Consider the following 19,711-nt stretch of genomic DNA (forward strand, 5'->3'; position numbering starts at 1 on the left):
CTGAGATCTAGAGGCCCTTGATTAATCATACCGGACTCAATGATGGAAGAGCCGCAGCCCGGTGCGGGCTAGCGTGATCCCGTGCTCGCGGCAGGCCTGCTCCACCTCCGCCGAGCGGATCGAGCCGCCCGGTTCGGCGATCCGGGTGACGCCGTGCCGGGCCGCGAAGTCGACGTTGTCGCGGAAGGGCAGCGCGCCGTCGGAGGCGAACGAGACGCCGGTCAGTTCGGCCAGCCAGTCAGTCCGCTGACGGAACGTCAATTCAGCAACCGGGGTGGCCAATACGCTGGTGACGTCGGCCGGGAGGTCGCCCTCCAGGTAGCGCAGCTGCCAGTTGATCCGGTCCTGGCGGCGCACCTCGGGACGGAACTCCAGCGCCCGCACGGCCGGGTGGCGGCGCAACCACCACAGGTCGGTCTTGGCCCCGGCCAGCCGGGTGCAGTCGACCCGGGACTGCTGACCGGCGCCGATGCCGACCGTGACGCCGTCGCGCACGTAGCAGACCGAGTTCGACTGGGTATAGCGCAACACCGCGAGACCGAGCAGCAGATCGGCCACGGCGGCCGGCGACAGCTCCTCGCCGACCGACAACCGGAGCAGGTCGGCGGAGAGTTCGGCCTGATCGCGGTCCTGCTCCAGCCGCAGGCCGTAGAGTTCGCGGACCTCGCGGGCCGGCGGGCGGTAGCCGGGGTCGGCGGCCAGCACCAGGAACCGCCCGCCCTTCTTGCGGCTGAGCCGGTCGACGGTGCCGGGGTGGTAGTCGGGGGCGATGATGCCGTCGCAGACCACGGTGGCCAGCAGCTCAGCGAGTTCGGCGTCCACCGGGTGCGAGACGGCGGCGAAGTCGCCGTAGGAGGACTTGGGGTCGGCGTCCCGGGCCCGCAGGTAGGCACTGGTGACCGGGCCGAGGCCGGCCGCACTCACCCCGTACAGCTCGGCCGCCGCCTGGTCCACCGGGCCCGCCAGCGCGGCGCCCGCCGGGGAGACGTGCTTGAACGAGGCGGCGGCCACCTGCCCGCCCAGCGCCCGGCTGGCCTCGCTCACCAACTGCCAGGCGTTCAGCGCGTCCAGCAGGTTGATGTAGGAGGGGGTGCCGCTGAGCAGGCGGACCGGCTCATCGCCCGGACGGACCGGTAGTACGGGGGCAGCGGCCTGGTGGGGATTCATGCCATAACGCAGTCGCATGGTGACTCCTCGTCAGCGAGATCGTCGGAATTCGCTGATGGAGGCGCCCAGGCGGTCGACGCTCGCATCGGATCACCGGCCGCTCCCCGGTGGTGGCCCACCTTCGCCAGTCGCGGCCGGGTCGGAAGTATAGGCCCAGCACCGATGCGCGATGATCGGCTCGGGGGGCCGTCCGGTACGGCCACACTGGACCAAGGGAGCTCGACCATGGACGAGTCCGCGCCGCTGCTGGTGCTCTGGGACATCGACCACACGCTGATCGACGCCGGCACGGTCAACCGCCGCGCGTACGCCGCCGCGTTCAACCGCGCCACCGGGCAACCGCTCACCCGGGCTTGGCAGTTCGACGGCCGTACCGAGCTGGCCGCGGCCGCCGAGGTGCTCCGGGCGCACGGCTTCGACCCCGGGGACGGGCTGCTCGACAGCTTCCTGGAGCTGGTGGTGGCCGAGATGCACGACCGGGCCGCCGACCTGACGGACGAGGGGCGCGTGCTGCCCGGCGCGGTGGCCGCGCTGGCGGCGCTCGGCGCGCTGCCCGGGGTGTGGCAGTCGGTGCTGACCGGCAACCTGCGGCCGCTGGCCGAGTTGAAGCTGGCCGCCTTCGGCCTGGCCGGCCGGTTGGACCTGCGGTTGGGCGCCTACGGGGACGACGCGGTCGACCGCACCGACCTGCCGGAGTTCGCGTTCGCCCGGGCCGAGCAGGTGCTGGGCCGGCCCTTCACGGGCAGCCGGGCGGTGATCATCGGCGACACCCGGCGCGATGTGGCCACCGCGCTGGCGGCCGGCGCCCGCAGCGTGGCCGTGGCGACCGGGGCGGCGTCGGCCGCGGAGCTGGCTGCGGCCGGCGCGGACGTGGTCCTGCCGGACCTGGCGGACACGGCGGCGGTGCTGCGCGCGATCACCGGGGAGCGCTGACCGGCGGGGCCGGGGCGGCGAACAAACCGGTTGCCACCGCCCGGTGCGCCTGCTCAGCTGGGCGGATGGCACTGGAACTGGATGCGGCGCAGGTACTGGCGGAGTACGACCGGCAGGCGCGCCGGGAGCGGGGCCCGGACGGGCCGGACGCGGTGGTCGAGCGGGTCGGGTCGGTGGTCCGGCAGGACGGCGGGGAGCACGGCTGGTCGGGCGTGCTCTGGTCCGAGCTGGACGAGCGGACGGCGGATCCGGCGATCGCCGAGCAGCTGCGCCACTTCGGTGCGCTCGGCCGGGAGTTCGAGTGGAAGCACTACAGCCACGACCGGCCCGCCGACCTCGCCGACCGGCTGCGCGCCGCCGGCCTGGTGCCCGAGCCGCCGGAGACGCTGATGGTGGCCGAGGCCGCCGCGCTCACCAGTGCGGTCGAGCTGCCGGCCGGTGTCCGGCTGCGCACCGAGACCGACCGGACGGCGATCGAGTTGCTCGGCCGGGTGCACGAGCAGGCCTTCGAGAACGACGGCTCGCGGCTCACCCGCGAGCTGCTGGACGTGCTCGACCAGGCACCCGAGACGCTCGCCGTGGTCGTCGCGATGGCCGGTGACGAGCCGGTCTGCGGGGCCCGGCTGGAGCTGCTGCCCGGCACCTCCTTCGCCGGTCTGTGGGGCGGCGGCACCGCACCCGGGTGGCACGGCAAGGGCCTGTACCGGGCGCTGATCGCGCACCGCGCGCGGCTGGCCGTCGACCGCGGCTACCGCTACCTACAGGTGGACGCCTCCGACCAGAGCCGCCCGATCCTGGCCCGGCTGGGCTTCACCGCGCTGAGCGTCACGACACCTTTCACCTACGAGCCGTAATCGCCTGAGCACCTGCCGTCACGGTTCGCGCTAGCATGCGTCGCCATGATCACTCTGCGCCACCGGACGGGCACCGTCCTCGCCGCCCTGCCGCTCCTGCTGCTCGCCGTCGCCGCGCCCGGACCCGCCGCCGCTGCCACGACGGCGGGCCGGCCGGGCTATGTCGCGCTCGGCGACTCCTATGCCGCCGGCGTGGCGGCCGGCTCCTACGACCCGGCGAGCGGCGACTGCCACCGCAGCACCCGCGCCTACCCGGCACTGTGGGCCGCCGGCCACCCCGGCGGCGACTTCCTCGATCTCGCCTGCGGCGGGGCGGACACCGCGGCCGTGCTCTCCGGCCAGCTGCCCCGGCTGCCGGCCGGCACCGCAATGGTGACGCTCACGGTGGGCGGCAACGACCTGGACTTCTCGGACGCGGTGGTGGACTGCCTGCAACCGCTGACCACCGAGGGCAGGTGCACCCAGGCACTGGACCACGCGGCCGAACTGCTGCACGACCAGCTGCCCGGCCGGCTCGACCGGCTGCTCGGCGCGATCGGCCAGGCCGCCCCCGGCGCCCGGGTGGTGATCACCGGCTACCCGCACCTGCTGCAGGAGCACGCGGCCGCGACCTGCTGGGCCGGGACCGACGACCGCCGGACCCGCTTCAACCAGCTGGCCGACCAGCTGGACGAGCTGATCCAGCGTCAAGCGGCCGCCCACGGTGCCCAGTTCGCCGACCCGCGCGCCACCTTCGCCGGGCACGGGATCTGCGCCGGGCGCGGCGGCGAGTGGATCACCGGCATCGTGCTGCCGAGCCTCTGGGAGTCCTTCCACCCGACCGCTGACGGGCAGTCACAGGGCTACCTCCCGGTGGTCGCGCAGGCGCTGGCCGGATAACCGCTGGCCGCCGGGCCCTCCCCCGGTCGAGACTGTCCCGGTCGCACCCACCCGGCCGGCGCCTTCCACACGTGCGTCCGGACGGTCCGGGACGGGCCCCGGCGGGCGGGCGGCCCGTCGGGGTCGGCGCGCATCAAAGCCCGTAGGCTGGGCAGGTAGGGTCCGTGGAACGGAGCGTTCCACGTGGTCAGGAGAGCAGTCGGCAGTCGGCCGGCCGCGACCGTCCCAGGGCGGGGAGCGCGGCCGGATCGGCCGGAGGGAGACGCTGGGTGATCGAGCTGGAAGATGTTCCCGAGTTGATCGACCCGGTCATGGTCTGTGCCTTCGAGGGCTGGAACGACGCGGGCGACGCCGCCTCCACGGCGGTCGGACACCTGGAGGAGACCTGGGGCGGCAAGGTGATCGCCGCCCTGGACGCGGAGGACTACTACGACTTCCAGGTCAACCGGCCCACGGTCTGGCTGGACGGCGGGGTGCGCCGGATCACCTGGCCGACCACCCGGCTCTCGGTCGTCCGGGTGACCGAGCCGACCACCCGGGACCTGGTCCTGGTGCGCGGCATCGAGCCCAGCATGCGCTGGCGCTCGTTCTGCAACGAGCTGCTGGGCTTCGCCCACGAGCTCGGCGTGGAGCTGGTCGTGATCCTCGGCGCGCTGCTCGGCGACACCCCGCACAGCCGCCCGGTGCCGGTCAGCGGCGTCACCTCGGACGCCGAGCTGGCCCGCCGGCTGGACCTGGAGGAGAGCCGCTACGAGGGTCCGACCGGCATCGTCGGCGTGCTGCAGGAGGCCTGCGCGCACGCCGGGGTGCCAGCCGTGACCCTCTGGGCCGCAGTGCCGCACTACGTGGCGCAGCCGCCGAACCCCAAGGCCACGCTGGCCCTGCTGAACAAACTGGAGGACCTGCTCGACCTGCGGATCCCGCCCGGCGAGCTGCCCGAGGACGCCCGGGCCTGGCAGCTGGGGGTGGACCAACTGGCCGCCGAGGACAGCGAGGTGGCCGAGTACGTCCAGCAGCTGGAGGAGGCCCAGGACACCGCCGAGCTGCCGGAGGCCAGCGGCGAGGCGATCGCCCGCGAGTTCGAGCGCTACCTGCGCCGCCGGGACAACCAGGGCCCAGCCGGCGAGAAGCCGGTGGCCGGGCGGGCGATCACCGAGCGCGCCACGGACGGCCCGGCGGGCGGGGCGGGGGCGACCGAGGCCGAGACGGGCGTGGACACGGACGCCGACGCGGATGCCGCGCAGGACGGCGGCGCGACCGGGTCCGACTCGGGCGCCGGGCCCAACTCCGGTGCGGCGGACGGGAATCGCGACGAGGACGGCGACGGCGCCGACGGTCACGGGGCCGATGGCCGCGGGGCCGACGGCAAGGGCACGGCGCGCTGACCCGTCATCAGCCGATCATGATCAGATGATCCGGCGACCAGGCGGTCCGGTGGTCAGCCGATGACCGGCGTCGGGCAGCCGCCGGTCATCGGCCGCCACCAGTGCACCCGTCAGGACCGATACCTGTCAAGGGTCTAGACCATTCTCCGCCCCGCTCTCCGCCAAACCCACCCATCCCACGCCAGGGCCCAGTTCTCCCTCCGGCGGCCGCCGCCGCTCCCGCGTCCGCATCCACGTCCACGTCCGCGTCCGCGTCCGCAGCTGCGGAGTACCGTGGAGGTTCGGAGCCGGTGCGGGCCGAGGTGATCAGCCATGGTTGTCCTGGATGTGGTGTTGGGTGTGCTGGGCGGACTCGCCGCGTTCGGCGCGGTCTGGACCGCGCTGAGCGTCCGGGTGGTGCAGCAGTTCCAGCGAGGCGTGGTGTTCCGGTTCGGCCGGGTCCGCGACGAGGTCCGCGACCCGGGCCTGGTGATGCTGCTCCCGGTGGCCGACCGGATCCGCCGGGTGAACGTGCAGATCGTGACCATGCCGGTCCCCGCCCAGGAGGGCATCACCCGCGACAACGTCACGGTCCGGGTGGACGCGGTGGTCTACTTCCGGGTGGTCGACCCGGTGCGCGCCACCGTCAACGTGCAGGACTACCAGTTCGCGATCTCCCAGGTCGCGCAGACCTCGCTGCGCTCGATCATCGGCAAGAGCGAACTGGACGACCTGCTGGCCAACCGCGAGCCGATCAACCAGGGCCTGGAGCTGATGCTGGACAGTCCGGCGCTCGGCTGGGGCGTGGAGATCGACCGGGTCGAGATCAAGGACGTCGCGCTGCCCGAGTCGATGAAGCGCTCGATGGCCCGGCAGGCCGAGGCGGACCGCGAGCGGCGGGCCCGGATCATCACCGCGGACGGCGAGTTCCAGGCGTCCAAGAAGCTCTCCGACGCCGCCAAGATCATGAGCCGGACCCCGGCCGCGCTCCAACTGCGGCTGCTCCAGACCGTGGTGGAGGTCGCCGCCGAGAAGAACTCGACCCTGGTGCTGCCGTTCCCGGTCGAGCTGCTGCGGTTCCTGGACAGCGCGACCAAGACCAGCGACGCCCAGCGCGGCGAGGAGCCGGCTGAGCTGGCTGAGCCGGTTGAGCCGGCGGCGAGCGAGCTGCCCGGGATGCCCGAGGTGCCCGAAGTACCTGACGTGCCCGACGTGCCCGACCTACCGGTGCCCGAGCTGCGTGCCGCGACCGAGGTCCAGGCGCCCGAGATCCCCGGTCAGGAGGCGCTGGCGCTGGAGGTCCCGACGGTGTCCGTCAACGGCACCTCCCCTGGCGGCACCGCGGCGTCCGGCGGGGCGTCCGCGAGAACGTGAGAACGCCGAGGGCCGCCGACCCGGTATCGGGTCGGCGGCCCTCGGCAGTGGTGACGGCACGCGCTGTTACAGCGCGACGCCCAGCAGCGCGTCGACCGTGCGCGAGACCAGGCCGGGCGCGCCGGTGTCCTCGCCGCCGGTGGCGGCCTGCTGCTCGGCCCAGCGATCCACGGCGGCCAGCGCGGCCGGCGCGTCCAGGTCGGCGGCCAGCGCCGCGCGCACCTCGGTGAGCAGCTGCTCGGCCGGCGGCCCGTCCGGGCGGGAGACGGCGGCGCGCCAGCGGGCGAGGCGCTCGACGGCCTCGTCCAGCGTGTTCTTGGTCCACTCCCAGTCACTGCGGTAGTGGTGCGACAGCAGCGCCAGGCGGATCGCCGCCGGGTCGACGCCATCGCGGCGCAGCGCGGACACGAAGACCAGGTTGCCGCGGGACTTGGACATCTTCTGACCGTCCAGCCCGACCATGCCCGCGTGCACGTAGGCCTTCGCGAACGGGTGCAGGCCGGTGGCGGCCTGGGCGTGCGCGGCACCCATCTCGTGGTGCGGGAAGGCGAGGTCGCTGCCGCCGCCCTGGATGTCGAAGGACATGTCCAGGTACTCCAGCGCGATCGCGACGCACTCGATGTGCCAGCCGGGCCGGCCGTGACCCAGCTCGGTGTCCCAGGCCGGCTCGCCGGGCCGGGCGGCCAGCCAGAGCAGCGCGTCCAGCGGGTGGCGCTTGCCGGGCCGCTCGGGGTCGCCGCCGCGCTCGCCGAAGACCGGCAGCATCTCCTCGCGGCTGAGCCGGGAGACCTCGCCGAACCGCGGGTCGGACTCGATGGAGAAGTAGATGTCGCCGTCCAGCTCGTACGCGGCGCCGCTCGCCAGCAGCTTCTTGACCAGCGGGACGATCCACGGGATCGACTCGACCGCACCGATGTAGTGGGCCGGCGGCAGGATCCGCAGCGCCGTCATGTCCTCGCGGAACAGCGCGGTCTCCCGCTCGGCGAGTTCGGTCCAGTCCTGTCCGGTGGCGACCGCGCGTTCGAGCAGCGGGTCGTCCACATCGGTGACGTTCTGGACGTACCGGACGTCGAGTCCGGCGTCCCGCCAGACCCGCTGGATCAGGTCGAAGGCGTTGTAGGTGGCGGCGTGGCCCAGGTGGGTGGCGTCGTACGGGGTGATGCCGCAGACGTACAGACGAGCGGTCGGGCCGGTGGGCACGACCTCTCTGATCGCACCCGCGGCGGTGTCGTGGATGCGCAGGGGGAGTCCCTGACCAGGCAGGGCGGGAACCTCGGAGGCGGGCCAGGCATGCATGAAAATGACTCTAACCTTGCGATCATTTGAAAGGCTAACCAGTATGCGGAATCGGCTGAAATGAGCGCGCGCTCACACCGGGCCGCAGCAACACCAGGGCGCAGCAACACCGGGCCGCAGCAACACCAGGCCGCAGCCAGGATGCCGGGCCGCGCTCACCCGGAGCACGGGGTCAGACCGGCGGCCAGGGGATCGAGGGCCACTCCTGGGACGGCACCGGGTGCCGTGCGCTGTGCAGCAGCCCGCCGACCCGCTCCCGAGTCGCCGTCACCTCAGCCTCCGTCAGATGCGGCCGCAGCCGCTCCCCCAGCGGCCCCGCCAGCTCGCCGCGCAGCCGCTCCAGCATCTCGACCGCCTCCCCGGTCAGCGGCTGCCGGGCCCAACCCCAGAGCAGGGTGCGCAGCTTGCCGGGGACCGCGAAGGTGACACCGTGGTCGATCCCGTAGATCCGTCCGTCGGCGGCCGGCAGCAGGTGACCGCCCTTGCGGTCGGCGTTGTTGAGCACCGCGTCGACCACCGCGAGCCGGCGCAGCCGCTGGTCGTCCAGGTGCACCAGCAGCGCGGTGCGGCCCTCCCCCACCTCGGCCTCGATGATCGGCAGCCAACCCGCCTCGGGTCCGCTCGGGTCCTGCAGGGCCAGCAGCGGGGCGGCCTTCGGGTCCGGCTCGACCCAGATCTGCACCATGCCGGTGCCGAACGGACCCTCGCGCAGCACCGTGGGCGGGATCAGTGCCCAGCCGGTGGCGGCGGCCACCTCGTAGGCGGCCACCTCGCGCCCGGCCAACGTGCCGTCGGGGAAGTCCCAGAGCGGGCGTTCGCCGCGCACCGGCTTGTAGACGCAGAGTGCCGAGACGCCGTCCAGGGTGACCGAGCAGTAGAGCGCGGCGTTGGAGGCGTCGGTGAGCCGCCCGTGCAAGGTGAGCGTGCCGGCGCGCAGCAGCTCCAGCGCGGCGGGGACGTCGGCGGCCAGCGCCGCGCCGGCGACCGGGTCGGCCTCCGGTATGTCCTGCTCCTCCGGGTCCTGCTCGTCCGGCTCCGGCGGGTCCGGCGTGGGCTGCGGGTCCCGGTCGGTCTGCGGTTCGCGGTCGGCGTTCAGCGCTTGTAACCGTTCTGACGCGGGCACAGATGGCCCTCCGGGTCCAGCGGGAGGTTGCAGAACGGGCAGGGCTTGCGACCGGCCGCGACCAGGTCGAGCGCGCGCTTGGCGAACACCCGGGCCATCGCGCCGGTCAGCCGCACCCGCAGCATGTCCGGGCCGTTCTCGTCGTCCTCGAAGGCCAACTCGGCGGCGGCGTCCTCGTCGTCCTCGGCGTCCTCGATCACCGCCTGGGCCTCGACCACCAGGTAGCCGTCGGTGTTGTCCCAGGCCAGCGCCATGGTGCCGACCCGGAACTCCTGCTCCAGCGGCAGGTCGAGCGGGGCGGTGTCGACCAGTTCGGCCGGTGCCATGGCCGGGATCGGCGCCTGGCCGCCGCTGCGTCGCAGCGCCTCGTCCAGCACCTCCTCGACCCGCTCGGCGAGCGCGGCCACCTGCGTCTTCTCCAACAGCACGCTGGTGATCCGGCCGCGCGCGCTGGCCTGCAGGAAGAACGCCCGCGAGCCGGGCTGGCCGACGGTGCCGGCCACGAACCGCTCGGGCTGGTCGTAGAAGAAGACCTGTCGGGGCACTCTCTCGCTCCGGGGTGTGAAACGGATCGGGTTTTCGGTGGCGCGCCTTTTCACCCTACGGCTTCGGCACGGCAGTCAGTCGGCGCCGCAGGCAGTCCGCGCGCGGCCGTTCGCCGGTGCTCGGTCGGTGGCGCGCAGTCGGTCCTACGTTGCCGGTGGTCAGTCCGTGCCGGTGGAGCCGCCGACCACCGCGTCGCCGCTGCCGGCGGCACCCGCACGGTCGGCGGTCTTCGGGCGCAGGCCGCTCAGCTCGCCGGTGTCGCCCATCCGCAGCAGGAACGGGCGCAGCGGGGTGTAGCGGATCGCGGTGACCGTGCAGGGGTCCACGTTGATCCGCTGGAAGTGGTCCAGGTGCAGGCCGAGCGCGTCGGCCACGATCGCCTTGATCACGTCCCCGTGGGTGCAGGCGATCCACACCGCGTCGGGTCCGTGCTCGGCGGCGATCTTCTCGTCCCACTCGCGGACCGCCGCCACCGTGCGGTGACTCAGCGCGCGCAGGCTCTCGCCGCCGGGGAACGCGGCCGCCGAGGCGTGGTCCTGGACGGTGCGCCAGAGCGGCTCGTTGGCCAGCTCCATCAGCGGACGGCCGGTCCACTCGCCGTAGTGGCACTCGCCGAGCCGCTCGTCCAGGGTCGGCTCGCCGAGCTCGGGACGGGCGGCCAGCAGCGGGGCCAGGGTCTGCCGGCAGCGCTCCAACGGGCTGCTCAGCGCGACCGCCAGCGGCACCCCCGCCAGCCGGCCGACCAGCGCCTCGGCCTGCGTCCGGCCGGTCTCGTCGAGGTCCACGCCGGGCGTCCAACCGGCGAGGATCCCGGCGGAGTTCGCAGTCGACCGGCCATGGCGTACCAACAGCAGTGTGGGCATGCCCCAAGCCTACGGGGTCCGCTATTGCCGCCGGCCCGGGGCTGGGTCCAGGGGCCTCTCGGCCCTCCGGGAGGCGCTCAGTCCGGATGCGCTCAGGCCAGGCCGGCCAGCTCCAGCGCCTCGACCCCGGTGCGCAGCGCCGTCACCCGCTCCTCCAGGGTCCAGCCGGCCGGTGAGAGGGTCAGGGTGGTGACCCCGGCCGCCGCGTAGGCCTGCATCCGGTCGGCGATCCGCTCCTTGGTGCCGAGCAGCGAGGTCGAGTCGATGAAGCCCTGCGGCACCGCGGCCGCCGCGCCCTGCTTGTCACCGGCCAGGTAGCGCTGCTGGATCTCCTCGGCCTCCTGCTCGTAACCCAGCCGCTGCGCCTGCTGCTTGTAGAAGTTCTGCTCCTTGCTGCCCATGCCGCCGATGTACAGCGACGCGTAGGTCCGCTGGGTGTCGGCGGCCGCCGCCAGGTCGGTGCCGACCGAGATCGGCACGGTGGGGCAGAGGTCGAACCCGTCCAGGGTCAGCCCGGCCTTGGCCCGCCCGGCCCGCAGCCGGTCGACCGAGGCCGCCGCCTGCTCGGGCGCGAAGAAGAGGCCGAGCCAGCCGTCGGCGATCTCGCCGGCCAGTTCCACGTTCTTGGGCCCGATCGCCGCCAGGTAGAGCGGGATCCGCTCGCGCACCGGATGCACCGTCAGCTTCAGCGCCTTGCCCGGCCCGCCCGGCAGCGGCAGGGTCCAGTTGGCGCCCTCGTGGGTCAGCCGCTCACGCGACATCGCCTTGCGGATGATCTCCACGTACTCCCGGGTTCGGGCCAGCGGCTTGTCGAACTTGACGCCGTACCAGCCTTCGGAGACCTGCGGACCCGACACCCCGAGGCCGAGCCGGAACCGGCCGCCGGAGAGGGTGTCCAGGGTGGCGGCGGTCATCGCCGTCATCGCCGGGGTACGGGCCGGGATCTGGAAGATCGCCGAGCCGACGTCGATCCGCTCCGTCTTCGCCGCGACGTAGGAGAGCACCGTGGCGGCGTCCGAGCCGTACGCCTCCGCCGCCCAGCAGACCGAGTAACCGAGCCGGTCCGCCTCCTGGGCGACCGCGATGTTGTCGGCGTCCAGGCCGAGTCCCCAGTAGCCGAGGTTGATGCCGAGTCGCATAGCGTGCCACGCCTTTCGGGAGGGGAATGCCGTGGCCGAGCGTAGTCCCGGGGCGGCGGGCGATGCTACCGGCTGGTAGTGGTGGCGCGGGTCACATCACCGGCTCTGCTCGCGGGGTCCTGCGGGTCTGCGCGGCCGACCAGCGCCTGCGCACTACGCTCGATGCCATGGAGCAGCGTCAACTCGGCCGCACCGGTCTGCGGGTCTCGCGGTTGGGCCTGGGCACCATGACCTGGGGCCGGGACACCGACGAGCAGGAGGCCGCCGAGCAGCTCAAGGAGTTCACGGCGGCCGGCGGCACGCTGGTCGACACCTCCGACAGCTACGCGGACGGCGGCGCCGAGTACCTGCTCTCCCGGCTGATGGACAGTCTGGTCCCGCGCTCCGAGCTGGTGATCGCCACCAAGGCCGGCTGCGTCCCCGACGCCGACCGTCGTTTCGACGCCTCCCGTCACTTCGACACCTCCCGCGGGTACCTGCTGGCCGCACTGGACGCCTCGCTGCGCCGGCTCGGCACCGACCACGTCGACCTGTGGCAGGTGCACGCGTTCGACCCCGACACCCCCACCGAGGAGACCCTGCACGCGCTGGACCTGGCCGTCGGCTCCGGCCGGGCCCGCTACGTCGGCGTCTCCAACTTCAGCGGCTGGCAACTGGCCAAGGCCGCCACCTGGCAGCGCTGCGCGGCCGGCCGGGTGCCGCTGGCCGGGACGCAGATGGAGTACTCGCTGGTGCAGCGCGGCATCGAGCGCGAGGTGCTGCCGGCCGCGCTGGACGCCGGGGTCGGCCTGCTGGCCTCCTCGCCGCTGGGGCGCGGGGTGCTCACCGGCAAGTACCGGCACGGCGTGCCGCCGGACTCCCGCGGCGCTTCGCCCTACCTGGCCGGGTTCGTCCAGCCGTACCTCGGTGAGCGCTCGCGCCGGATCGTGGACGCGGTGGCGACCGCCGCCGACGGCCTGGCCAGCAGCCCGCTGGCGGTGGCGCTCTCCTGGGTGCGGGACCGGCCCGGGGTGGCCGCCGCGATCGTCGGCGCCCGCACGGCGACCCAGCTGCAGGCGGCGCTGTCGGTGGAGGCGCTTACGCTTCCGGATGAGATCCGCGGTGCGCTCGACGACATCTCGGCGCCGGTGCGTCGCTACCCTGATCAGGACTGGAACGAACTGTGAGTCAGACGCACGACCCGGACTCGGGTCCGCAGGAGGCCGCACTGCCCGAGCCGCGCGCGGAGGCGGGCGGCGGGGCCGGCAGCGAGCCGGACACCGGGGCCGGCAGCGCCCCCGGCGCCGCGGCGCCGGCCGGAGCACCGGCGGCGGCCGGTGACGCCGGGCGAGCCGCCGAGGTGGCCGCGCTGGCCGAGGCGATCCGGACCATCGGCGGCGGGACCGCCCGGGCGGACGGGGCAGCCGGCGCCGCCGCGCGGGCGACGAGCGGCGAAGACGCTCCGGCCACCGCCGCGTCCGCTGCTGCTTCCGCCGCCGCTGCCACGGCCGCGCTGGACGAGGCGCGGGCCGCCGCGCTGAACGCCGTGAGCGAGGTGCTGACGGCCGGCGGCGCGCCCGCCGCCGCTGTCGCCGGGCTCGCGGCAGCCGCCGTGGCCGCCTTCGGCGAGGCCGCGGCCACCGCCCTGCGAGAGGACCCGTGGGGCCTGCTCGCACTGCCCGGGGTGCGCCCCGAGCAGGCGGACGGCTTCGCCCGCGCGCTGCTCGGCGCCGAGGCCGGCCCCGGCGACCTGCGGCGCGGACAGGCGCTGGCCGTCTGGCTGTTGGAGCAGGCCGCGCTGCGCGGTCATTCCGCGCTGGAGGCGGGCGAGCTGCGCGAGGGCCTGGCCAAGCTCGGCTTGCCCGAGCCCGAACAGGCGCTGCAGGAGGCCGTGCTGGACGGGCGGGTGATGCCGTTCCAGGAGGAGGAGACCGGCCCCGGCGCCCAACCGGCCGAGGAGGACGAGGAGTCGCCGGTCCGGATGCTGCTCGCGCTGGAGCGGCTCGCGCTCGCCGAGGACAGCGCGGCGGACGGGCTGGTGCGGATCATGTCCACCTTCGAGGTGCCGGGCGATGAGGCGTCAGCCGACGAGGCTGCTGCCGATGAGGTGGCGCCTGACGAAGTTGATGAGGCGTCAGCAGGCCGGCAGCCCGTCGCGCCCGCGGCCGCGGTCTGGGAGGCCGCCGCGGCCGCGGCACCGTCCACCTCGGCGAGCGCGCTGATCCGGGCCGTCGCCGCGCACCCGCTGGTGCTGCACACCGGCGACGCCGCCGCGCGGATCGAGCTCGCCGCGCTGCTCTCCACCGCCGACGAGCTGGGCCTGCGGGCCTGGGCGGCCTCCTGGAGCGAGCACGGGCGGGACGCGTTGGCGGCGCTGCTCCCCGACGGGCGCGGCAGGTCGCTCACGCTGCCCGAACTGCTGCAGAACGGGCCGGGCGGCCCGGGCGCGCCGGGTGCGCCGACCGGACCGGGCCGGGCCGAGGACGGCTCGCTCGCCGTTGATCTGCTGATCGTGCAGGACGCCCCCCTGCTCGACCTGGAGCTGGCCGCCACCCTGGTGGAGGCGCTCGCCGACGGCACCCGGCTGGTGCTCAGCGGCGATCCTGGCCAGCTCTGGTCGGCCGGGCCCGGCCGGCTCTTCGCCGACCTGCTCGCCGCCAAGCCCGCTCCCGTGGTCGCCTCCCGCACCCCCGACCTCAGCCCGATCGGCGAGCTGGTCTCCGGGATCGGCATCGGCGAGCTGCAGAGCGTCGAGGCGCCGGAGAAGGAGGTGATGATCCTCACCGCGCGCGAGGCCGGCGAAGCCGTCCACCGGGCCGTCCAGTTGCTCACCGACTCGATTCCGCGTGCGCTCGGCATCCCTGCCGAGCAGACCGTGCTGCTGACCCCGGGGCACGGCGGCCCGGCCGGCACCCGCGCGCTGAACGCGGCGGCCAAGGCCCGGCTGAACCCCGGCCCCGGGCGGTTCGCCGGCTTCGATCCCGGCGACCGGGTGGTCTACTCCCCGCTGCCCGGGGTCAACCGCCCCGGCACCGTGCTCGGCGGCGACCCGGCCGGTCTGCGGCTCGCACTGGCCGGCGCGACCGACGAATTGCTGCTGCCGCCGGCCCAGGTCGACCGGCTGCGCCACGGCTGGGCGCTGACGGCGCATCAGGCCGTCGGACGGCGCTGGCCGGGCGTGGTGGTGGTGCTGCCCGAGGACGCGGCCGCCACGCTGACCCGCCAGTGGGTCTACACGGCGTTCAGCCGCGCCGAGCGTCACCTGTCCGTGGTGCACGCCGCGGGTCCCGCGCTGGCGCAGGCCGTCGCGGAACGTCCTGCCGCCGCACGGACCACCCGGCTGCGGGCGATCCTCGCGGAGCAAACCGAGCAGGCGTACTGACGCACGCACGGGGCGCGCAGCGGGCGCGTACGACCGTGGGGTGCGCCGGGTCGATCGACCCCGCGCACCCCACGACGGTTTGACCGGTCACCTGGTCACCCGGTCACCCCGGTCAGTCGTCCAGCTCGTCCTCGTCGTAGACCTCGCTGACGTCGAACCGGCAGAGCAGCAGGTGCGGATCCGGGCTGTCGAACGGCTCGGCGAGCCACTCCCCCGGCTCGCCCGGCTCCGTCGCCGTGACCCAGATCGTCGAGTCGCCCTCCTCCAGACCGAACTCCTCGGCGCGGGCCGCAATCTCGTCCGGCTCGTACTCGCCGAAGACCACGCCGACCGCGGCGGTCACCCCGTCGGCACCCTCCGGGACCGCGGGCAGCGAACCGTCCAGTCGCTCGGCCTGGCCGCGCAGCCGGCACGGGTCGGCGATCCGGTAGTCACGGCGGATCAGCACGCTGATCGCCTCCGGCTCCTCCGGTCCGCGATAGCTGCCCGGGCCACCGTCGCCGGGGACCTCGAACGGGGTCACCTCGTCGTAGACCTCGTACAGCAGCTGGTCGTAGTGGACGGCCGCCGCGGCCAACCCCTCGTACGCGGCGAAGACCGCAGGATCGTCGGCTTCGGTGGTGCTGGACACCGCTTCCAGATGGCGGTCGATAGCGGCCTTGACCGCCTCGGCGGCTTCGCGTACCTCGGTGCGGGTGAGCTGCGCGGCATCAGACATGAGGCAGACGCTATCCGTACCGGGGCCCGGGGCGCACAGGGGTTCCGCTCTCAGTTTCCGAAAGCCCGGCAACTTGACCCGTGATGTCCGAATGCGTGCGCTTCTGTGCCCGCCACCGTGCGCCCTTCCCGGAGCCTGCGGCCGGCGCATCCATGGCCTGCGAGCCGGGTAGGACTCCCCTCGAAGGAGGGCCGAGCACTCCGTCCGAGGACGGTCGGCGTGCTGGTGGGCGAGCCGTTCAGGGAATCGGCTCAGGGAATTGATCGACCATCAGGCGGCTTCTCCGAAGAGCATGGCGCTCGACCGACGAGAGGCCGGTCCGGCGGCTCGGCCGGACCGGTGTCATCGTCGGGGGCAAGTCGTAGGCTTGCCCGCAGACATCGCTGAGGAGGCGACCATTGACCCCACCGAAGCTGGTCCGACAGCCCGAGTACGAGTACCAGTCGCTGCGCATGCCGCGCGGCACCACGCGCAACGCGGCACGGCAGTTGCTCACCGAGCACGCCGAGTACGGGCACTGGGAGCTGGACAGGCTGCGGCTCTTCCCGGACGGCAGTCGCACGGTGCTGCTGCGCCGCCGGATCATCCGGCAGGTCCGCAGCTGGTGATGCCGGGCGGCGGGCGGCAGCGAGCGGTGGCACGGCTGTAGCGGCGGCGTGCCGCACGGACCGCTGGGGCAGCCAGGGCAGCTGGGGCAGCTGTAGGGGCGTCGCCCGCGTGCAGCCGTCACGACGGCTGCGCGGGCGACGCCCCTGGGTCGGTGACGTCCTTCGCTCTGTGACGCCCCTCGATCAGCGGTCCGGTCAGGCCGCCGCGCGCGAGCGGCGGTAGAGCACCCCACCCGCGATCAGCAGCGCGAGCCCGGCCGGGGCGAGCACGTCGATCCCGCCGGCGCCCGTGTAGGCGAGCCGGCCGACCGTGGCCGGGTGGCTCGCGGTCAGCGCCGGGGCGGCCGCCGGCGCGGCGACGGGCACCGCGGCCGGCACGCCCCCGGTGCGGGTGGTGCCGCCCGGCATCGACTGGGTGGGCGGCGTCTGGACCGGCGGCGCCTGCGGACCGGGCGCCGGGGTGACGACCGGCGCGACCTCGTGGTTGGCGCAGTCATTGCCCATCACCGGGTTGAGCAGGCCGATCACGTTGCCCGAGTTGCCGCAGAGGTTCAGCGGGACGTCCGTGGGGAGCTGCGCCGTGTTGCCGGAGCCCACACCGGGCGAGTGCGCGGCGACCCCGGACGCCGAGCTGCCGGCGGTGCCGGTGGGGCCGTTACCGGTGGGACCGTTGCCGTTGCCGGCGGTGCTGCCGTTGTCGCCGCCGGTGGGCGGGTTGACCACCGGGCCACCGGGGCTGCCCGGCAGCGGGGGCACACCTGGCATCGACGGGGTGCCCGGCCACGAACCCTGCTGGGGCGTGCCCGGACCGGTCTGCGCCCCCGAGCCGCCCTGGTCACCGGCGCCCGGCTGGCCACCCTTCTGGCCACCGTGCCCGCTGTGCTGATCACCATGCGGCGCGCTGTTCCCGCACTGGTTCCCGTACGCCGGGTTCAGCAGCCCGACCACGTCGACCGTGTTGCCGCACACGTTGATCGGCGCGTCCACCGGCACCTGCACCGCGTTGCCCGAGCCGACCCCCGGGGAGCCTGCCGCGACCCCGTCCGCGTTCGCACTCGCGTACGCATAACCCGCGGTGGAGGCCAGCACGCTGCCGGTGGCCACCGCCGTGAGGATCCCTTTTCTGGCAACCTGTCGCATAGGTACCCCTGACATGTGATGGTCGGAATTTCCGACGAAATCTTTTCCCGCCCACTAAGTAACGAGCCAACCCCCAAAAGGTTGGCCCAACCGGGCGCACCTCACTCGATCAGGTGGATTACGCCACGAAAAAGGGCGCCCCCACCGGGACGCCCCTCTTCCGAGTGCTGCTCTGCCTACCGAGCTGACGGCCCCGCAGGCCCCGCAGGGCCTACCGAACCTGCCCGCCCGAGGTGGCGGCAGCCGACCGGCACACCGTCAGCTGTTGAAGCAGGTGTCGCCGAACGCCGGGTTCAGCAGGCCGATCACGCTGATCGTGTTGCCGCAGACGTTCACCGGGATGTGCACGGGAACCTGGACGACATTGCCGGACGCGACGCCAGGCGAGTGCACCGCGGCACCCTCGGCACCGGCCCCACCGGTCGCGCTCGCGACACCCGCACCGGCCAGCAGCAGCCCACCGGCCGCAGCCGTGACCATGGCGATCTTCTTGGTGTTCATCTTTCCTCCTGATCATCTGAGCGGCCCGGTCCCCGAGCCGCCATAGGAGTGAACGAGGCTCTGCCAAATGGGGTACGCAGCCCCGGATCCATTCACCCGCAGCGGTGATGGTTCGCTCTGATGATCGATAGGCGAAAGAGCGGAAGAAACGATTCATCTCGCCGCCGATCACCGCGCCACTCTTCATCCCCTCAGATGGAAAAGCCCGCCCCGGAAGTCACTCCGACTTCCAGGGCGGGCCTGACCGCCTTCCAGCTGCCTGCCGCCGCCAGCAGGACTCACCGGGCGTCAGCACGCGTGAGCAGGTGTCAGCACGCGTGAGCAGGCGTCAGCAGGCGTCGAGGAACCGGTCCAGCACACGCACGCCGAACTTCAACCCCTCGACCGGCACCCGCTCGTCCACACCGTGGAACATCCCGGCGAAGTCCAGCTCCGGCGGCAGTTGCAGCGGCGCGAAGCCGAAGCAGCGGATCCCGAGGTCCTGGAACGACTTCGCGTCCGTCCCGCCCGACAGGCAGTACGGCACCGCCCGGGCGATCGGGTCCTCGGCCCGTAGCGCCGACTGCATGGCCTCCACCAGAGCGCCGTCGAAGCTGGTCTCGATCGCCTTGTCGGAGTGCAGGCTCTCCCGCTTCACCCGCGGCCCGAGCACGCTGTCCAGCTCGGCCAGGAACTCCTCCTCGTACCCGGGCAGGAACCGCCCGTCCACGTGCGCCGTGGCCTGCCCCGGGATCACGTTCACCTTGTACCCGGCGCCCAGCATGGTCGGCTGCGCGGTGTTGCGCAGCGTGGTGCCGATCATCTTGGCGATCCCGCCGAGAACGCGCAGGGTCTCGTCCATGTTCTCCGGGTCGAGCGGGACGCCCAGCGCATCGGAGAGCTCGTCCAGGAACGACCGGACCGTCTTGGTGATCCGCAGCGGGAACTCGTGCCGGCCGAGCCGGGCCACCGCCTCGCAGAGCTCGGTGATGGCGTTGTCGTCGTTCATCATCGACCCGTGCCCGGCCCGACCCTCGACCGTGAGCCGCATCCAGTGCATGCCCTTCTCGGCCGTCTCGATCAGGTACAGCCGCGCCTTGTCGTTGACCGTGAACGAGAACCCGCCGACCTCGCCGATCGCCTCGGTGACGCCCTCGAACAGGCCCGGGTGCTTGTCGACCAGGTAGCGCGCCCCGTAGGTGCCACCGGCCTCCTCGTCCGCGAGGAAAGCGAGCACCAGGTCACGCGGGGGCTTGCGCCCGGTGCGCAGGCGGTCGCGGACGACCGCGAGGGTCATCGCGTCCATGTCCTTCATGTCCACGGCGCCGCGCCCCCAGACGCAACCGTCCGCGACCTCGCCGGAGAACGGGTGGTACGTCCAGTCGTCCGCGTTGGCCGGCACCACATCGGTGTGCCCGTGGATCAGCAGCCCCGGCCGCGACCGGTCCTCACCCTCGATCCGCACCACGGTCGAGGCTCGCCCCTTGGCCGACTCGATGATCTTCGGCTCCAGCCCGAACTCGGCCAGCTGCTCCGCCACATACTCCGCCGCGGCCCGCTCACCGGGCCCCGACCCGTCCCCGTAGTTACTGGTGTCGATCCGGATCAGATCACGACAGATGTCGACGACCTCCGACTCCCCCGTCACCCGCGACCCGCCGGCCCGCTCCGCGTTCGACTCGCTCACGCCCACTCCTCGTCGTCTGGCCCCGCCCGGCACACCAGTCCGGACCGCCCCCGACCTCGCCGGGAACCTTTCGAGCACGGTCCCGCCATCCTCCCCCACTCCCCGCCCCACCCCAAGGAAATCCCCCCAGAACCTCTCCGAACCCTTCCGTCCACCCCCCAGCCACCCCCACTCCCCCA

At 73.5% G+C, this 19,711-nt stretch carries 18 protein-coding genes and 1 riboswitch; of the genes, 8 read left to right on the top strand and 10 right to left on the bottom strand.

All coding sequences use genetic code 11. From position 1 onward, the window contains the following. Positions 1-36 precede the first annotated feature (36 nt). Positions 37-1,185, bottom strand: coding sequence for a phosphoribosylaminoimidazolecarboxamide formyltransferase (locus ABH937_RS01405; RefSeq protein ID WP_280689218.1), 1,149 nt, complete (start codon positions 1,183-1,185; stop codon positions 37-39). A 38-nt stretch (positions 1,186-1,223) separates the two neighbouring features. After that, a riboswitch (ZMP/ZTP riboswitch) is annotated at positions 1,224-1,309 on the bottom strand. A gap of 83 nt (positions 1,310-1,392) precedes the next feature. Here ABH937_RS01405 and ABH937_RS01410 point away from each other — a divergent pair. The 5 genes from ABH937_RS01410 (at position 1,393) to ABH937_RS01430 (ending at position 6,571) form a co-directional block, all read left to right on the top strand. Continuing rightward, on the top strand, positions 1,393-2,100 hold the full coding sequence (locus tag ABH937_RS01410) for a haloacid dehalogenase-like hydrolase (RefSeq protein WP_280689219.1): 708 nt from the start codon (positions 1,393-1,395) through the stop codon (positions 2,098-2,100). A gap of 77 nt (positions 2,101-2,177) precedes the next feature. Next, positions 2,178-2,954 carry a GNAT family N-acetyltransferase gene (locus ABH937_RS01415; protein ID WP_280689273.1) on the top strand — a complete coding sequence of 259 codons (777 nt, stop codon included), beginning with the start codon at positions 2,178-2,180 and terminating at the stop codon, positions 2,952-2,954. Between the two features lie 45 nt (positions 2,955-2,999). After that, positions 3,000-3,833, top strand: coding sequence for an SGNH/GDSL hydrolase family protein (locus ABH937_RS01420; RefSeq protein WP_280689220.1), 834 nt, complete (start codon positions 3,000-3,002; stop codon positions 3,831-3,833). Positions 3,834-4,102: 269 nt separating this feature from the next. Beyond that, positions 4,103-5,218 (top strand): PAC2 family protein, encoded by a 1,116-nt coding sequence (locus ABH937_RS01425; protein WP_280689221.1) that lies wholly within the window; start codon positions 4,103-4,105, stop codon positions 5,216-5,218. Between the two features lie 312 nt (positions 5,219-5,530). After that, positions 5,531-6,571, top strand: a complete 1,041-nt coding sequence (locus ABH937_RS01430; protein ID WP_280689222.1) for a slipin family protein — start codon at positions 5,531-5,533, stop codon at positions 6,569-6,571. 66 nt (positions 6,572-6,637) lie between these two features. On the opposite strand, the gene mshC is transcribed toward ABH937_RS01430, so the two are convergent. From mshC to ABH937_RS01455, 5 genes are all read right to left on the bottom strand, one after another. Next, the gene (gene mshC / locus ABH937_RS01435) at positions 6,638-7,867 is read right to left on the bottom strand and encodes a cysteine--1-D-myo-inosityl 2-amino-2-deoxy-alpha-D-glucopyranoside ligase (RefSeq protein ID WP_280689223.1); all 1,230 of its coding nucleotides are present in this window, start codon (positions 7,865-7,867) and stop codon (positions 6,638-6,640) included. Between the two features lie 172 nt (positions 7,868-8,039). Beyond that, complete coding sequence (locus ABH937_RS01440; RefSeq protein ID WP_370146326.1) at positions 8,040-8,870, bottom strand: SCO1664 family protein; 831 nt, start codon at positions 8,868-8,870, stop codon at positions 8,040-8,042. Positions 8,871-8,959: 89 nt separating this feature from the next. Beyond that, a complete protein-coding gene (locus ABH937_RS01445) occupies positions 8,960-9,535 on the bottom strand; it encodes a DUF3090 domain-containing protein (RefSeq protein ID WP_280689224.1) in 576 nt (191 codons plus the stop codon). Positions 9,536-9,694: 159 nt separating this feature from the next. Further along, positions 9,695-10,399: a histidine phosphatase family protein gene (locus tag ABH937_RS01450; RefSeq protein ID WP_280689225.1), complete on the bottom strand. Its 705-nt coding sequence runs from the start codon at positions 10,397-10,399 to the stop codon at positions 9,695-9,697. A 92-nt stretch (positions 10,400-10,491) separates the two neighbouring features. After that, positions 10,492-11,538 carry an LLM class F420-dependent oxidoreductase gene (locus ABH937_RS01455; protein WP_280689226.1) on the bottom strand — a complete coding sequence of 349 codons (1,047 nt, stop codon included), beginning with the start codon at positions 11,536-11,538 and terminating at the stop codon, positions 10,492-10,494. 167 nt (positions 11,539-11,705) lie between these two features. Here ABH937_RS01455 and ABH937_RS01460 point away from each other — a divergent pair, with 167 nt between their 5' ends. Both ABH937_RS01460 and ABH937_RS01465 read left to right on the top strand, forming a co-directional pair. Next, complete coding sequence (locus tag ABH937_RS01460) at positions 11,706-12,704, top strand: aldo/keto reductase (RefSeq protein ID WP_280689227.1); 999 nt, start codon at positions 11,706-11,708, stop codon at positions 12,702-12,704. Next, on the top strand, positions 12,701-14,899 hold the full coding sequence (locus ABH937_RS01465) for an ATP-binding domain-containing protein (protein WP_370216837.1): 2,199 nt from the start codon (positions 12,701-12,703) through the stop codon (positions 14,897-14,899). Before ABH937_RS01460 ends, ABH937_RS01465 begins: the two co-directional genes overlap by 4 nt. 112 nt (positions 14,900-15,011) lie before the next feature. On the opposite strand, the gene ABH937_RS01470 is transcribed toward ABH937_RS01465, so the two are convergent. Continuing rightward, positions 15,012-15,617, bottom strand: a complete 606-nt coding sequence (locus tag ABH937_RS01470; protein ID WP_280689229.1) for a hypothetical protein — start codon at positions 15,615-15,617, stop codon at positions 15,012-15,014. Between the two features lie 413 nt (positions 15,618-16,030). On the opposite strand from ABH937_RS01470, the gene ABH937_RS01475 reads away from it, so the two are divergent. Then, positions 16,031-16,225 carry a DUF5703 family protein gene (locus ABH937_RS01475; RefSeq protein WP_266301036.1) on the top strand — a complete coding sequence of 65 codons (195 nt, stop codon included), beginning with the start codon at positions 16,031-16,033 and terminating at the stop codon, positions 16,223-16,225. 195 nt (positions 16,226-16,420) lie between these two features. Here ABH937_RS01475 and ABH937_RS01480 read toward each other — a convergent pair whose 3' ends face one another. From ABH937_RS01480 to ABH937_RS01490, 3 genes are all read right to left on the bottom strand, one after another. Further along, complete coding sequence (locus ABH937_RS01480; protein WP_348533635.1) at positions 16,421-17,329, bottom strand: chaplin; 909 nt, start codon at positions 17,327-17,329, stop codon at positions 16,421-16,423. Between the two features lie 294 nt (positions 17,330-17,623). Next, a complete protein-coding gene (locus ABH937_RS01485; protein ID WP_280689231.1) occupies positions 17,624-17,866 on the bottom strand; it encodes a chaplin in 243 nt (80 codons plus the stop codon). A gap of 328 nt (positions 17,867-18,194) precedes the next feature. Then, positions 18,195-19,532: a M20/M25/M40 family metallo-hydrolase gene (locus ABH937_RS01490; RefSeq protein WP_280689232.1), complete on the bottom strand. Its 1,338-nt coding sequence runs from the start codon at positions 19,530-19,532 to the stop codon at positions 18,195-18,197. Between the last annotated feature and the right edge of the window lie 179 nt (positions 19,533-19,711).

Source organism: Kitasatospora sp. GAS1066B, from assembly GCF_041262605.1.
Taxonomy (GTDB): domain Bacteria; phylum Actinomycetota; class Actinomycetes; order Streptomycetales; family Streptomycetaceae; genus Kitasatospora.

Excerpts from the sequence above, each read along its gene's own strand:
- mshC (WP_280689223.1), bottom strand. The coding sequence starts at position 7,867 with ATGCATGCCTGGCCCGCCTCCGAGGTTCCCGCCCTGCCTGGTCAGGGA.
- ABH937_RS01485 (WP_280689231.1), bottom strand. The coding sequence starts at position 17,866 with ATGAACACCAAGAAGATCGCCATGGTCACGGCTGCGGCCGGTGGGCTG.
- ABH937_RS01410 (WP_280689219.1), top strand. The coding sequence starts at position 1,393 with ATGGACGAGTCCGCGCCGCTGCTGGTGCTCTGGGACATCGACCACACG.
- ABH937_RS01460 (WP_280689227.1), top strand. The coding sequence starts at position 11,706 with ATGGAGCAGCGTCAACTCGGCCGCACCGGTCTGCGGGTCTCGCGGTTG.
- ABH937_RS01405 (WP_280689218.1), bottom strand. The coding sequence starts at position 1,185 with ATGCGACTGCGTTATGGCATGAATCCCCACCAGGCCGCTGCCCCCGTA.
- ABH937_RS01455 (WP_280689226.1), bottom strand. The coding sequence starts at position 11,538 with ATGCGACTCGGCATCAACCTCGGCTACTGGGGACTCGGCCTGGACGCC.
- ABH937_RS01470 (WP_280689229.1), bottom strand. The coding sequence starts at position 15,617 with ATGTCTGATGCCGCGCAGCTCACCCGCACCGAGGTACGCGAAGCCGCC.
- ABH937_RS01450 (WP_280689225.1), bottom strand. The coding sequence starts at position 10,399 with ATGCCCACACTGCTGTTGGTACGCCATGGCCGGTCGACTGCGAACTCC.
- ABH937_RS01420 (WP_280689220.1), top strand. The coding sequence starts at position 3,000 with ATGATCACTCTGCGCCACCGGACGGGCACCGTCCTCGCCGCCCTGCCG.
- ABH937_RS01430 (WP_280689222.1), top strand. The coding sequence starts at position 5,531 with ATGGTTGTCCTGGATGTGGTGTTGGGTGTGCTGGGCGGACTCGCCGCG.